The organism is Aquiluna sp. Uisw_065, assembly GCF_047731275.1.
GTDB lineage: Bacteria > Actinomycetota > Actinomycetes > Actinomycetales > Microbacteriaceae > Aquiluna.
The window spans coordinates 640,758-654,194 of sequence record NZ_CP159836.1 but is presented as its reverse complement, the minus strand read 5'-3'; the positions used below and the strand labels follow the sequence as shown (position 1 = coordinate 654,194).

Annotated in this window: 14 protein-coding genes and 1 pseudogene; all 15 read left to right on the top strand. The window is 50.9% G+C overall.

The genetic code is table 11. The annotated features are described in order from the left end of the window. Window positions 1-22: 22 nt before the first annotated feature. The 15 genes and pseudogenes from ABXT50_RS03280 to coaBC all read left to right on the top strand — a co-directional run bounded on the left by ABXT50_RS03280 (window position 23) and on the right by coaBC (window position 13,428). Window positions 23-490 (top strand): shikimate kinase, encoded by a 468-nt coding sequence (locus ABXT50_RS03280; RefSeq protein WP_415274737.1) that lies wholly within the window; start codon window positions 23-25, stop codon window positions 488-490. Further along, window positions 483-1,517 carry a 3-dehydroquinate synthase gene (gene aroB, locus ABXT50_RS03275; protein WP_415274736.1) on the top strand — a complete coding sequence of 345 codons (1,035 nt, stop codon included), beginning with the start codon at window positions 483-485 and terminating at the stop codon, window positions 1,515-1,517. Before ABXT50_RS03280 ends, aroB begins: the two co-directional genes overlap by 8 nt. A gap of 10 nt (window positions 1,518-1,527) precedes the next feature. After that, window positions 1,528-1,964, top strand: a pseudogene (gene aroQ / locus ABXT50_RS03270) (type II 3-dehydroquinate dehydratase). Between the two features lie 27 nt (window positions 1,965-1,991). Next, on the top strand, window positions 1,992-2,555 hold the full coding sequence (gene efp / locus ABXT50_RS03265; RefSeq protein WP_415274735.1) for an elongation factor P: 564 nt from the start codon (window positions 1,992-1,994) through the stop codon (window positions 2,553-2,555). After that, window positions 2,556-2,975, top strand: a complete 420-nt coding sequence (gene nusB / locus ABXT50_RS03260) for a transcription antitermination factor NusB (protein ID WP_415274734.1) — start codon at window positions 2,556-2,558, stop codon at window positions 2,973-2,975. A 64-nt stretch (window positions 2,976-3,039) separates the two neighbouring features. Next, a complete protein-coding gene (gene pyrR, locus ABXT50_RS03255; RefSeq protein ID WP_415274733.1) occupies window positions 3,040-3,570 on the top strand; it encodes a bifunctional pyr operon transcriptional regulator/uracil phosphoribosyltransferase PyrR in 531 nt (176 codons plus the stop codon). Next, entirely contained in the window at window positions 3,567-4,502 is a 936-nt protein-coding gene (locus ABXT50_RS03250) for an aspartate carbamoyltransferase catalytic subunit (protein WP_415274732.1), read from the top strand. The genes pyrR and ABXT50_RS03250 overlap by 4 nt, the downstream gene beginning before the upstream one ends. Continuing rightward, window positions 4,499-5,770 (top strand): dihydroorotase, encoded by a 1,272-nt coding sequence (locus tag ABXT50_RS03245; protein ID WP_415274731.1) that lies wholly within the window; start codon window positions 4,499-4,501, stop codon window positions 5,768-5,770. Before ABXT50_RS03250 ends, ABXT50_RS03245 begins: the two co-directional genes overlap by 4 nt. Beyond that, window positions 5,767-6,255, top strand: a complete 489-nt coding sequence (locus ABXT50_RS03240) for a hypothetical protein (protein ID WP_415274730.1) — start codon at window positions 5,767-5,769, stop codon at window positions 6,253-6,255. The genes ABXT50_RS03245 and ABXT50_RS03240 overlap by 4 nt, the downstream gene beginning before the upstream one ends. Continuing rightward, window positions 6,248-7,363: a glutamine-hydrolyzing carbamoyl-phosphate synthase small subunit gene (gene carA / locus ABXT50_RS03235; protein ID WP_415274729.1), complete on the top strand. Its 1,116-nt coding sequence runs from the start codon at window positions 6,248-6,250 to the stop codon at window positions 7,361-7,363. Before ABXT50_RS03240 ends, carA begins: the two co-directional genes overlap by 8 nt. Continuing rightward, on the top strand, window positions 7,363-10,656 hold the full coding sequence (gene carB / locus ABXT50_RS03230) for a carbamoyl-phosphate synthase large subunit (protein ID WP_415274728.1): 3,294 nt from the start codon (window positions 7,363-7,365) through the stop codon (window positions 10,654-10,656). The genes carA and carB overlap by 1 nt, the downstream gene beginning before the upstream one ends. Beyond that, window positions 10,649-11,455, top strand: a complete 807-nt coding sequence (pyrF, locus tag ABXT50_RS03225) for an orotidine-5'-phosphate decarboxylase (protein WP_415274727.1) — start codon at window positions 10,649-10,651, stop codon at window positions 11,453-11,455. Before carB ends, pyrF begins: the two co-directional genes overlap by 8 nt. After that, window positions 11,452-12,006 carry a guanylate kinase gene (gene gmk, locus ABXT50_RS03220; protein ID WP_415274726.1) on the top strand — a complete coding sequence of 185 codons (555 nt, stop codon included), beginning with the start codon at window positions 11,452-11,454 and terminating at the stop codon, window positions 12,004-12,006. The genes pyrF and gmk overlap by 4 nt, the downstream gene beginning before the upstream one ends. Window positions 12,007-12,008: 2 nt before the next feature. Further along, window positions 12,009-12,275: a DNA-directed RNA polymerase subunit omega gene (gene rpoZ / locus ABXT50_RS03215; RefSeq protein WP_415274725.1), complete on the top strand. Its 267-nt coding sequence runs from the start codon at window positions 12,009-12,011 to the stop codon at window positions 12,273-12,275. A gap of 7 nt (window positions 12,276-12,282) precedes the next feature. After that, window positions 12,283-13,428 (top strand): bifunctional phosphopantothenoylcysteine decarboxylase/phosphopantothenate--cysteine ligase CoaBC, encoded by a 1,146-nt coding sequence (gene coaBC / locus ABXT50_RS03210; RefSeq protein ID WP_415274724.1) that lies wholly within the window; start codon window positions 12,283-12,285, stop codon window positions 13,426-13,428. Window positions 13,429-13,437: the final 9 nt, after the last annotated feature.

The window sequence follows — 13,437 nt, the reverse complement described above, 5'->3', positions numbered from 1 at the left end:
CTCAATCGTGTTAGTAGGCCCCATGGGCGCTGGTAAGACGACGCTTGGCAAGCGACTTGCAAAAATTCTAGATTTACCCTTTGTGGACACTGACAAGATGGTCACTTCCGACCATGGCTCAATCAAGAATCTCTTCGCAATGAAGGGAGAGGCTCATTTTCGAGATCTTGAATCAGCGGCCCTGGTTAGAGCGCTTAATAATCAAGGCGTCGTAGCTACTGGAGGCGGAATAGTCTTGTCTCAAGAAAACAGAGCGCTGCTTAGCCAAAATGCGACAATTTTTCTAGACACGAACATGGAGTTTGTTCTTCGTTCGCTAAATGTCACCAAACGGCCCTTGCTGAAAGATAACCCGGAAATGTGGGAACAGATTTATCAGGACAGGCTCGAGCTTTATAAGGAAGTCTCAGTCGCTACCGTAAACACCGCAAACACTTCAGTTGGTGCCATCATGAAAAACTTAGAGTCGGAGGTCAGAAAATATGTCTAACATCTTGATTGGAAGAGCTTTATTGAATGAGATTCCTAGTACTCTCAGCGGAGTTAAAAAAGTCTTGATCGTCTACCCACAGCCTCTCGCGACAACCGCAGAAGCGTTGTCGGAAAACCTCAAGGATTCCGGGTTTGAGGTTCTTCTCGCTGAGGTCCCCGCCGCTGAGGACGCGAAGCGCGTAGAGGTGGCAGCATTTTGCTGGCAGATTATGGGGAAGTCAGATTTCAACCGGAACGACGCCGTAATTGGTCTTGGTGGCGGTTCGACTACCGATCTAGCCGGTTTTGTTGCCGCAACTTGGCTAAGGGGAATTCGGTCAGTACTAATTCCCACTACTTTGCTGGGCATGGTCGATGCAGCAATTGGCGGGAAAACCGGAATTAATACAACAGAAGGGAAGAACCTAGTCGGAGCTTTCCACTCACCTCACAGCGTTGTAATAGATCTTGACACCCTGCATTCCTTGGCTAGAAATGAGCTCTTGGCTGGAATGGCAGAGGTGGTGAAATACGGACTCATTGCTGACCCATGGATACTAGAGACCTTGGAGCATGACCCCGCTGCTACGGATCCTTCCTCGAGCGTGTTCGAAGAGCTGATTAGACGCTCGGTGGCAATCAAAGAAGGTGTTACCTCTAGAGACTTCAATGAAAGCGGAGAACGCGAGTTTCTCAACTATGGGCACACTCTGGGCCATGCAATTGAGCATGCCGAAAGATATAAGTGGCGACATGGGGCAGCAATCTCCATTGGCATGGTTTTCGCCGCCGAGCTATCAATGCTTTCGGGTAAGTTATCGGAGGCCGATGTCATTAGGCACCGCAGCGTTTTTGAGGCACTTGGTCTTCCAACTTCCTACCGGGCAGATCGATGGCCACAGCTTTTGGACACCATGCAAAAGGACAAGAAGGCTAGAGCTGGGTCCCTGAGGTTTGTAGTGCTCGACAAAATTGGAAAGCCCTCAATGCTAAATGCCCCCACGCCCGAACTTGTCTTCACAGCTTTTCAAGCAATAGTTGAATAGGGTTTAGGTCATGTCGGTAATTTATGTTCTAAACGGACCAAATTTGAATCTGCTGGGCTCCCGGGAGCCCGAAGTGTACGGAACTTTTACACTCGACGACCTTGAGGTTTCCTTGCAAAAGTGGGCGCAATCCCAGGATCAGACGATCAAAGTTCTCCAAACCAACAGCGAAGAGACGCTCATTGGCTGGATTCATGCGGCGATCTTAGAAAATCATCAGTAGTGCTCAACCCGGCCGCATTTACCCATTACAGCTACGCGCTTAGAGACGCCTGTGCCGCGCTTACTGGAGCCGGTCTCTTACTTATCGAGGTTCACATCACTAATCCCCACACCCGCGAAACCTTTAGGCATAACAGCGTTATTTCAGGGGTGGCTTCGGGTGTCATTGCGGGGTTTGGTGTCGATAGCTACCTACTGGCTTTAGAACAACTAACCCGCCGCTAGAATTTGCAAGGCGCTAAGGAGAAAACAATGGCCAGCTCAAACGACTTAAAAAACGGCATGGTTCTGAAAATTGAAGGTCAGCTGTGGGCTGTCATTGAGTTTCAGCACGTAAAGCCCGGCAAGGGGCCCGCATTTGTTCGGACGAAGCTCCGAAGCGTTATCTCAGGAAAGGTCGTTGATAAGACTTTCAACGCGGGCGCAAAGATTGAAACCGCAAACGTTGACAGACGCGACATGCAATACCTGTATAACGATGGTTCTGGCTATGTCTTCATGGACGCCTCTGATTTTGATCAGTTGTCAGTACCAGCTGAGGTAGTTGGCGACGTCGCTAACTTCCTGCTGGAAAACCAGAACGCCACGGTAGCCCTTCATGAAGGATCGGCACTTTACGTAGAGCTTCCACCCTCGGTGGTACTAGAAATTACCTACACGGAGCCTGGCTTGCAGGGCGACCGATCGACCGGCGGCTCGAAGCCGGCGACTTTGGAAACGGGATACCAAATCCAAGTACCTTTGTTTATTGAAAACAACACCAGGGTCAAGGTCGACACCAGAACCGGTGATTACCTAGGACGCGTGAACGACTAGTTGAGTTCTCGAAGCAAGTCTCGTAAGCGAGCACTTGATGCACTGTATGCCTCTGAAATTAGAAACGGTGACGCCACGGAGCTATTGCAGGACACGGCCGCAGGCGTAGCTGACAGGCAGAATCAGGCGGCGATTTTTGACTATGCCGAGGCAATTGTGATCGGTGTAACGAGAAACTTAGCCCAGATTGACAACGACCTACGACAGATTTCTGACGGATGGTCGCTAGAAAGAATGCCAAACATCGATCGATCTATCTTGCGCCTCGGGGCATGGGAGATTCTTTTCAACGAGGATGTTCCCAACGAGGTCGCAATCGCGGAAGCTGTCACTCTAGCTAGTGAATACTCGACAGACGATTCACCAAAATTTGTAAATGGAGTACTGGCTCGACTTGCAAAGGGTACGCAGGCTCTTTGAGGCTGTTATGATCTAGAAAAGTTGTCCTTTAAAATCGTCCTGCGAGGCGAAGAAGGAGTAGAAATTGTCAAACCGCGTAGTCCTAGACGGACCGGACATTCTCAGAGCGCTGAGGCGTATCTCCCACGAAATCCTAGAGGCCAATGAGGGCCCAGAAAATCTGGTGATTTTAGGTATTCCAACTCGGGGCGTCGAGTTAGCGAAGCGCATTGTAGAAATTCTCGAGGCCATCGAACCAAATCAAATCATAGAGTTCGGGATTCTGGACATAACCATGTATCGGGACGATTTAGTAAATGCCGAACGCGAGATTCTAGAAACCAGTCTGCCAATTTCAGGCATTGACAACAAAGTCGTGGTGTTAGTCGATGACGTGCTATTTTCGGGCCGAACCGTTAGGGCGGCACTCGATGCTTTGACTGGCTATGGCAGACCTAAGCAGGTAAAGCTAGCGGTCCTTGTTGATCGAGGACATCGAGAATTGCCAATACGGCCGGATTTTGTTGGCAAAAATCTTCCCACATCCGTTGCGGAACGAGTTTCGGTTCAACTGCTAGGCAGTGACGGTATCGATCAGGTTGTGATCTCTGGATGAAGCATCTAATTTCGGCTCGGGATCTCACGAAGGATTCAGCCGTTGCCCTCCTCGACAGTGCCCAACAGCTAAGTCAAGTAAACCAGAGAACAGTCAAGAGCTTGCCTGCACTCCGAGGCAAGACAGTAGTGAATTTGTTCTATGAAAACTCAACTAGAACCAGAATTAGCTTTGAAATTGCTGCGAAGAGACTGAGCGCCGATGTAATCAACTTCGACGCGCAGGCCTCGAGCACATCAAAGGGCGAATCGCTGAAAGACACTGCGCAGACCTTAGAAGCCCTCGGTGCCGCCGCCATAATCATAAGACACCCGATGTCGGGCGCGGCCCATGCGCTTGCCAATAGGGGTTGGGTTTCGGCGAGCATTATTAATGCTGGAGATGGAAGGCATGAACACCCCACTCAGGCCCTGCTGGACGCGCTGACAATCAGGCAGTTGAAGTTCTCGGGCAGCGACCTTACCGGCGTCAAGGTTTTAATTGTTGGAGACTTGGAACACTCCAGAGTCGCCAGAAGCAACATACTTTTGCTTTCACTCTTGGGGGCAGCGGTCAGCGTCGCTGGTCCCGCTGAGCTTGTTCCAGAGGGAATCGCGGCTATGGGCGCAACGGTATACAAAAGCTTTGATGAAGCTCTGGCAGAACAACCAGACGTGGTGATGATGCTAAGAGTGCAACTGGAACGCATGCAAGAAAACGAGGCCTTTACCACCAGGGATTACATCAAGAATTGGTCGCTGGACCAGACACGCTTGACACAGCTCGGCAAAGAAACTGTAATTATGCATCCCGGCCCAATGAACCGTGGCCTCGAGATATCGAATCAAGCTGCTAACGATCCGCGATCTGCAGTGCTGAGGCAAGTTGAAAATGGCTTGGCAGTAAGGATGGCGGTACTGCATCGAGTTTTGTCCGGAGAGTTGACAAATTGATCATTCTAAAAAACCTGACCCTGTCCGATGGCTCCATTCAGGACATAAGGATAGATGCGGGCCAAATAGTTGAGATTGGTCGGATTGCAGACTCCGGAACAGACTGTACGGATCTGATTGGTTTAGCCGGCTTTGTCGACCCACACACGCACCTTAGAGAACCCGGCTTCGAGGCTAGCGAAACGGTTTTGTCCGGTTCTAAAGCTGCAGCTGCCGGTGGCTATACCGCTATCTGCGCCATGGCAAACACAGAGCCTGTTGCAGATAATTCGACGGTAATTGAGCGGGTGTACGACTTAGGAATAGAGGCTGGACTTTGCTTCGTGCAGCCCATCGGAGCTGTTACCAAGGGTCTCAAAGGCCTCGAACTTGCGAACATTCAAGACATGTCTAGGTCGCGAGCAAAGGTGGCCATGTTCAGCGACGACGGCATGTGCGTCCACGACGAAAACCTAATGAGACAGGCCCTGCTCGAAGTGAAGAAGTTTGGCGGTGTGGTTGCTCAGCACGCACAGGAACCAAGCCTGACCATCGGAGCGCAAATGAACCAAGGCGCAGTTGCAACCGAACTAGGTCTAACTGGTTGGCCAGCAATCGCGGAGGAGCAAATAATCGCGAGGGATGCACAGCTAGCCCAGGAAACTGGGTCGAGGCTACATATTTGCCACCTGACCACCGGAGGGGGAGTCGAGGTGGTCAGATGGGCAAAAGCCAAGGGGATTCAAATAACCGCAGAAGTCACTCCACATCATCTTTTACTGACCGAGAATCTGGTCCGGACCTACGATCCGGTTTATAAAGTGAACCCTCCACTAAGAACTACCGATGACAACAGGGCACTGTTGGCGGGGCTTGTGGACGGGACAATAGACATGTTAGGTACCGACCATGCTCCCCACTCAGGCGAAAAGAAGGACTGTGAGTGGGAGAACGCAGCATTTGGAATGATCGGCCTGGAATCGGCCGCGAGTATCCTGCACCAAGTTCTTATTCAATCTGGAGCAGGTGACTGGACACTCTTCGAGAACATCATCAGCAAGAGTCCAGCCAAATTAACTGGACTCAATAATCACGGTTCCATCGAAGTGGGCGCACAGGCGAACATCACAGTGTTCAATCCTCATGAAAGAATAGGGGTGGCCGAAATGAACCAGTCCAAGTCAAGCAACAACCCGTACTTGGGGCTCGAATTCATTGGACGAGTGCAGCACACCATTTACCAAGGCCAATTCACGATGATCGATCAATCAGTTAGGGACCAGAAATGACGCGAGAACTTATCGGAGGACTTGCCCTTCTAATCGTCCCGACAATCGCCATTCTTATTCTCATTAGAATTCGATCCAAGCGACGGTCTCAAGAGAAAACTCTGTTTGACTTGCCCGCATTTTCTGCCGAAAATGACTTGGGAGAGGTGTTGTATGTGAGCACCGTGTTTTCATCTGATCTACTTGCAAAAGTGTGGGCCCAAGGCCTTGGTAATAGAGGAAACGCAAGACTCTGGCTTGGAAAGAGTGGAATTGGGCTTTCCCGAAATGGCGAAGTGGATTTCACGATTCCAACCTCCTCAATCGAGTCACTAAAAGAAGTAAACGCAACGATAGATAGAGGCGTCGAGGCTAGGGGTCTAATTAGTATTTCCTGGAGCCACAACGACGTTGGTCTTGTCACGAACCTTCGATTCCGCGACAAACAGAGACATAACGAGATAAAAAAAGCTTTGATTGAGACATTGGGAGTTAGTTTTGCATAAAGCGCATTTGGTACTGGAAGACGGATCAATATTCGATGGCGAACGCTATGGGGTAGCGGGCGTAAGTGTTGGAGAACTAGTCTTCGCAACTGGAATGACCGGTTACCAGGAGACACTTACCGACCCTTCTTATGCTGGGCAGATCGTTATGCAAACATTTCCACACATTGGGATTGTCGGAACCAATGTCACAGATGCCGAGTCCAACAAAATTTGGGTTGCCGGCTACATTGTTCGGGAACCATCACGCATAGCTAGTAACCATCGCTCCGAAAAGACCCTAGATCAGGACCTAATAGAAAACAACATTGTTGGTATTTCGAACGTCGACACTCGAGCGATAACCCTCCATGTTCGCAGTCTTGGCGCGATGCGAGCCGGCATTTTCTCCAGTGAGCAAGACATGTCTACAGACGAAATGCTCGCTCTAGTGCGTGCCGCCCCAGAGATGAAAGGCCAGAGCCTCTCTGGTCAAGTCTCAACTCCAACCAGTTACTTGATCCCTAGCCAGGGCAAAACTGTCGGCAAAGTAGCCGTGCTTGATTTAGGAATAAAGAAGTCGACCCTAGAGCACCTAGCAATGCGAGGCCTGGAAATTGAGGTGTTTCCGGCCGACATTAGCGCGGCTGAGATTTTGGCGTCATCACCAGATGGGTTCTTTTTCTCCAATGGCCCCGGTGACCCTGAGGCAAGCGGCGATCAGGTCTCAATGCTGCGCGAACTGCTGGGCACAAACAAACCGTTTTTTGGAATATGCTTCGGAAATCAATTACTTGGACGGGCCTTGGGTTTCGACACATACAAGCTCAAATTTGGCCACCGCGGCATAAATCAACCGGTAATCAACAAAGAGACTGGACGAGTCGAAGTAACGGCACACAACCACGGCTTTGCAGTCAAACTGGAATCCGATAGCGCCGAGTCACCGCTTGGGTTCGGACAAGTGAAAGTTTCACATCGTGGCCTCAATGATCAGGTTGTAGAGGGCCTTGAATGCGTCGATATTCCGGCGTTCTCTGTCCAGTATCACCCTGAAGCAGCAGCTGGACCACACGACAGCCATTATTTGTTCGACAAGTTTCTAGACGCAATCAAGGAGTCCAAGTAATGCCAAAGCGACAAGATATTAAGTCTGTTCTGGTGATCGGATCAGGCCCAATCGTGATCGGGCAAGCCTGTGAGTTTGACTATTCAGGAACTCAAGCCTGCAGAGTGCTTCAAGAAGAAGGCATTCGCGTGATACTGGTGAATTCCAACCCAGCCACCATCATGACCGACCCTGACTTTGCTGATGCAACTTACATCGAGCCAATAACTCCAGAGGTAATTGAGGCGATTATCGAAAAGGAGCGTCCGGACGCAATACTTCCGACGCTTGGCGGCCAGACAGCCCTGAATGCTGCGATGGCTCTGTTCGAACGTGGTTCGCTCGAGAAGTACGGGGTTGAACTTATTGGGGCAAACGTGGCGGCGATTAGAGCTGGGGAAGATCGAGTCGAATTCAAGCAAGTTGTTTTGAACGCTGGCGCAGACGTAGCGAATTCCGCAGTTGCTCACAACATGGAGGAGGTGCTTGCGATAGCAAGCGACATCGGCTATCCAATGGTTGTAAGGCCTTCCTTCACAATGGGGGGATTGGGTTCAGGTTTTGCCTACGACGAAAAAGATCTCATACGAATTGCGGGGGCTGGCCTTCAGGCGTCTCCCACCACCGAAGTTCTCATCGAGGAATCGATAACCGGTTGGAAGGAGTATGAGCTGGAGCTCATGCGTGATAAAAACGACAACAGCGTTGTGGTTTGTTCAATTGAGAATTTTGACCCGGTTGGAGTACACACCGGTGACTCCATAACCGTAGCTCCGGCGATGACATTGACCGACAGGGAGTACCAAAATCTTCGTGATATCGCGATTCGCATCATTCGAGATGTTGGCGTCGATACTGGCGGCTGCAACATCCAATTCGCGGTGGATCCAAAGGACGGCCGCGTAATTGTCATTGAGATGAACCCAAGGGTAAGCCGGTCCTCTGCGCTTGCTTCAAAGGCGACCGGGTTCCCCATTGCGAAAATTGCGGCAAAGTTGGCGATTGGCTATACCCTCGACGAGATTCCAAACGACATCACTATGGTCACGCCCGCATCCTTCGAGCCAAGCCTTGATTACATAGTGGTAAAAGTACCGCGCTTCGCATTTGAGAAGTTTCCGGCAGCTGACCCGACTCTTACGACGACCATGAAGAGTGTTGGCGAAGCAATGGCAATAGGGCGTACGTTCTCGCAAGCGCTTCAAAAGGCACTACGGTCCCTAGAAAAGCGCGGGAGTTCATTTCACTTCCCCACAGTGAGTCAAGACCCAGCCGACCTACTGGTGGCGATGACTACTCCGACCGAGAGTCGAATTGGGCAAGTCCAGCAAGCCTTGTGGTTTGGTGCCAGTGCCGACGAAGTCTTTGAGGCAACCAAAATTGATCCGTGGTTTATTGACCAGATCGTTCTGATAAACGAAACGGCAAGGTGGTTCTTAGGTCTTGAGGCCATAGACACGGATTCACTCAAGCGGGCAAAGCAACATGGCTTTTCTGACCTCCAATTGGCGGAGATGAGAAACATACCGGAGCAGGATCTACGAAACCTTAGGCACAGTTTCGGACTTCGACCTGTATTCAAGACTGTGGATACCTGCGCGGGTGAATTCCCAGCGCAAACTCCATATCACTACAGCTCCTACGAGCAGTTCACCGAAGTAGTCCCGTCCAACAAGAAAAAAGTAATCATTCTTGGAAGCGGCCCTAATCGTATCGGCCAGGGCATTGAGTTTGATTACAGCTGCGTCCACGCAACCTTCGCACTTCGCGACATAGGTATCGAAACGGTAATGATTAATTGCAACCCAGAAACGGTCTCTACCGACTACGACACCGCGGACAGGCTCTATTTTGAGCCCCTGACACTTGAAGACGTTCTCGAAGTAATACACGCCGAATCTCAAACTGGAGAGCTCCTCGGGGTATTGGTTCAACTCGGAGGTCAAACTGCACTAAGTCTTGCCAATGGCCTTGCCGCCGAGGGGATACCGATTCTAGGTACCACTCCGGAAAACATTGACCGAGCCGAGGAGCGAGGGCAGTTCCAAAGCATTCTTAATGCTGCCGGATTATTGGCACCAGCGAACGGAATGGCTACAAACCTCGAGGAGGCAACCGCCGTAGTTGAAAGCATAGGATTCCCAGTTTTGGTGCGACCTAGCTTTGTCCTTGGGGGTCGAGGTATGGAAATTGTGTACGACCAAAACTCCCTTGATGGTTACTTTGACCGCATCGCTGAGCATGCGCTGGTTGATACAACGCACCCACTTTTAGTTGATCGTTTTTTGGAAGACGCTATAGAGATAGACATCGATGCCATTTTCGATGGCGAAGAATTGTTTATCGGCGGCGTGATGGAGCACATCGAGGAAGCCGGAATTCATTCGGGCGACTCCAGCTGCACGCTGCCTCCGATTACTCTCAGCCGCAGCCAAATCGATCGAGTCGCTACTGCTACTGAGAAAATTGCCAGAGGCTTGAGTGTTATCGGTCTATTGAACATTCAATTCGCAATGGCTTCAGATGTTCTTTACGTTCTCGAGGCGAACCCGAGAGCCAGTCGAACCGTACCTTTCGTATCAAAGGCTCTGGGAATAACCCTTGCCAAGGCGGCGGCCAGAGTAATGGTGGGAGCGAAAATCTCTGAGCTGGTGGCCGAAGGCGGTCTCCCACTTAGGGACGGTCGACACCTGCCCCCCGGAACACCGATTTCTGTAAAGGAAGCAGTGCTTCCGTTCAAAAGGTTTGCGACCCGCGATGGCAGATTTGTAGATTCACTACTGGGCCCAGAAATGAGATCCACCGGCGAGGTCATGGGCATCGACAAGGATTTTCCAACCGCATTTGCTAAGGCACAAGCCGGATCAGGTTCCGCATTGCCAACCGAGGGAACTGTATTTATTTCTGTGGCCGACCGCGATAAGCCGCAGTCACTTTTGCCAGTAAGGCGCCTTGCTCAGCTCGGTTTCCGAATCTTGGCTACGCAAGGAACTCAAGCCATGCTGGAAAGGCATGGAATCAGGTCGGAGGCTGTTATCAAACACTCTCAGGCCGGGGAGCACCAGGAGTCTATTGTGGACATGATTACCGCCGGCAAGGTCGATGTCGTGGTTAACACGCCCTCTGGTGCAGACGCCAGAATCGACGGCTACGAAATCCGCGCAGCAACGACAGCCGCCGACAAGCCTATATTCACAACTGTTGCTCAACTAAGCGCAGCAATCGGATCCTTCGAGGTTGTGAGAGAGGGACGGTTTAGCGTTAAGCCACTTCAGGAATATGCACTCGAACGAATAGAGCTGACCGGTGAATAATTTCGCAAGCACGCTTGAAAACAAGATTGCCCAGTTCGGAAGCCTGTGCGTTGGGATAGACCCCAGCGAAACAGAACTGAACAACTGGGGACTTGAGGATACGGCCCATGGCGCAAAGGAGTATTCGCTTAGGTGCATAGACGCTGCTGATGGTCGAGTCGGAATAATCAAACCGCAGGTTGCTTTTTTCGAGCGATTTGGATCCAGTGGGTTTATTGCACTTGAAGAAGTACTACAGGCAGCACGGGACCTTGACCTTTTTGTCATAGCGGATGCCAAAAGATCAGATATTGGTTCAACGATGCTTGGTTACTCTCAAGCGTGGTTTGGCGACGACTCCCCGCTGCGGGTAAACGCACTGACAGTTAGCCCATATCTTGGCCCCGACTCAACAGTCGAGATGCTTGAGCACGCAAGGGACGTCGCCGGAGGGATCTTTCTGCTTGCTGCAACCTCTAACAAAGAAGCCGGTCAACTACAGCGGGCTCTTATAGATGGTCAAACTGTCGCGGCGAGAGTACTCGCTCAGGCTCAGGCAAACGGCTTGGGGGATTGCGGAGTGGTAATAGGGGCGACGCAAGACTTTGACCTATTCGGCCTGGGCGCTGTCACCGAGACTGACATCGGAGTGCCAATACTTGCACCTGGATTTGGAGCGCAGGGAGCTGAACTCTCGGAACTGAAAAAGCTATTCGGTGAGAGCTCTCATCGAGTGATACCTAATCTTTCTCGTGCACTCACTGGCGCCGGCCCCAACGCTATGGCCGGTCTAATAGACAAAGCGAGGTTAGAACTGTGAGCCTGATTGTTCTTGCCGGCCCTGCAGGCGTCGGAAAAGGGACCCTTGTCCGTTGGCTACTTGCCAACGCGGAGGGCTATTCACTTTCAGTGTCAGCGACGACCAGATCGGCCAGACCGAATGAGGTGGATGGGGTCCACTATCACTTTGTAGACAAGGCCAAGTTCGAAAAGCTAATCGCCGATGACCAATTCTTGGAATGGGCAACAGTGCATGGAGATAACTATTACGGCACACTGCTAGATGAGCTAACTCGTGCGGATGCCGAGGGCCTCCATTTGCTTCTTGAAATCGACCTCCAAGGGGCGAGACAGGTGATGAAGTCAAAGCCAACAGCCATCACTATATTTGTTCAACCGCCTAGCTTCGAGGTACTCGAATCTAGGCTTCGGGACAGAGCAACCGAGACAGAATCACAAATACAAACTAGACTTAGCAATGCAAGAGCTGAGATTGAATCAGCCGAAGAGTTTGATTATGAAGTAATCAATGATGACTTGGCCCAAACGGGTAAAGACATACTGAAAATCGTTAGTGAGTCAGAGGGGTAAAAATGTTGAACGAAAACCTAGAAAACCTAAAGGGTATTGTCTACCCACCCATAGATTCAGTGCTGGGCAGGGCCGACTCAAACTACGAGCTTGTCATTTTTGCATCAAAGCGTGCGCGTCAGATAAACGAGTATTACAGCGCCCTCCACGAAGGCAGCCTGTTCAATTACGTTGGGCCGCTAGTCGACTCAAGCATTGATGACAAGCCACTGAGCATTGCCATGAAGGAAATTCACCTCGGCAAGCTTGAGAAGACTCCAAATAAGTAGGTAGCGAATGCGTATTCTGCTTGGCATAACCGGTGGAATCGCCGCGTATAAGGCAGCGAATCTTATTCGTGCATTTACTGAACAGGGCCACACTGTTCAGGCACTTCCGACTCAAAACGCACTGCGTTTTATCGGAAAGGCCACGCTTGAGGCCCTTTCTGGAACCGCAATAGACAATGACATGTATCAGGATGTCCACGAGGTTAGACACGTCGAGCTCGGTGCTAATGCCGATCTCATAGTTGTAGCTCCGGCGACCGCTAACTTTCTAGCCAAGCTGGCCAATGGCATTGCTGATGACCTTCTCATGAATGCGATTCTGGCTTCCACCTCAGCAATTTATGTTTGCCCGGCGATGCACACGGAGATGTGGCAGAATCCGGCCACTCAAGCCAATGTTGCTACCCTGAGGGCTCGTGGCATAAGCGTTATGAAACCAGCGTCCGGCCGGCTTACTGGTTCAGACACCGGACCGGGAAGGCTTCCCGAAACCGCAGACATTGTCAATTTTGTTATGGGTCAAAAGCCGCTTAGCGGCATGACCGTGACAGTGACCGCCGGGGGTACCAGAGAGCCAATTGACCAGGTGCGTTTCATTGGTAACTCATCCTCTGGACGCATGGGGATTGAAATAGCGACCGCGTACCGAGACCAAGGAGCCTTGGTTCTATTAATCGCTTGCAACATTGAGATTCCAATGCCATTGGGCGTTGAAGTGATAAGAGCATCTACTGTGGCCGAGTTGGATCAGGCCATGGATAACCCATGTGACATCATGGTGATGGCAGCCGCCGTTTCAGATTTTCGAATCGATAAACCGTTCAAGGGCAAGCTCCCACGTGGTGAAGCACGAACAATCGATCTGATACCCACCAGCGACCTGATCGCCAATTTTGCGGCTAATCACACGGACACTTTCTGCATAGCCTTCGCTCTAGTAGAAGATGGTGCCGATGTGGAGGCAGTTTCACTAGAGAAGCTGTCCGCAAAGGGAGTATCCGCCGTTGCAGGAAACAGCATTGGTTCACTGGGCTCAGAATCAAGCGAGATAACACTGGTCACGAAGCTGGGCACTCTAAAACGGTCCGGCACCAAGATAGAACTAGGCAAGTGGCTAGTAGAAGCCATTTATAAGATCATGTCCAAGGTCTAAGTAGAATTA

Coding starts and splice junctions, on each gene's coding strand:
- rpoZ (WP_415274725.1), top strand. CDS start 12,009: ATGTTGAACGAAAACCTAGAAAACCTAAAGGGTATTGTCTACCCACCC.
- ABXT50_RS03250 (WP_415274732.1), top strand. CDS start 3,567: ATGAAGCATCTAATTTCGGCTCGGGATCTCACGAAGGATTCAGCCGTT.
- ABXT50_RS03280 (WP_415274737.1), top strand. CDS start 23: ATGGGCGCTGGTAAGACGACGCTTGGCAAGCGACTTGCAAAAATTCTA.
- efp (WP_415274735.1), top strand. CDS start 1,992: ATGGCCAGCTCAAACGACTTAAAAAACGGCATGGTTCTGAAAATTGAA.
- ABXT50_RS03240 (WP_415274730.1), top strand. CDS start 5,767: ATGACGCGAGAACTTATCGGAGGACTTGCCCTTCTAATCGTCCCGACA.
- coaBC (WP_415274724.1), top strand. CDS start 12,283: ATGCGTATTCTGCTTGGCATAACCGGTGGAATCGCCGCGTATAAGGCA.
- carB (WP_415274728.1), top strand. CDS start 7,363: ATGCCAAAGCGACAAGATATTAAGTCTGTTCTGGTGATCGGATCAGGC.
- aroB (WP_415274736.1), top strand. CDS start 483: ATGTCTAACATCTTGATTGGAAGAGCTTTATTGAATGAGATTCCTAGT.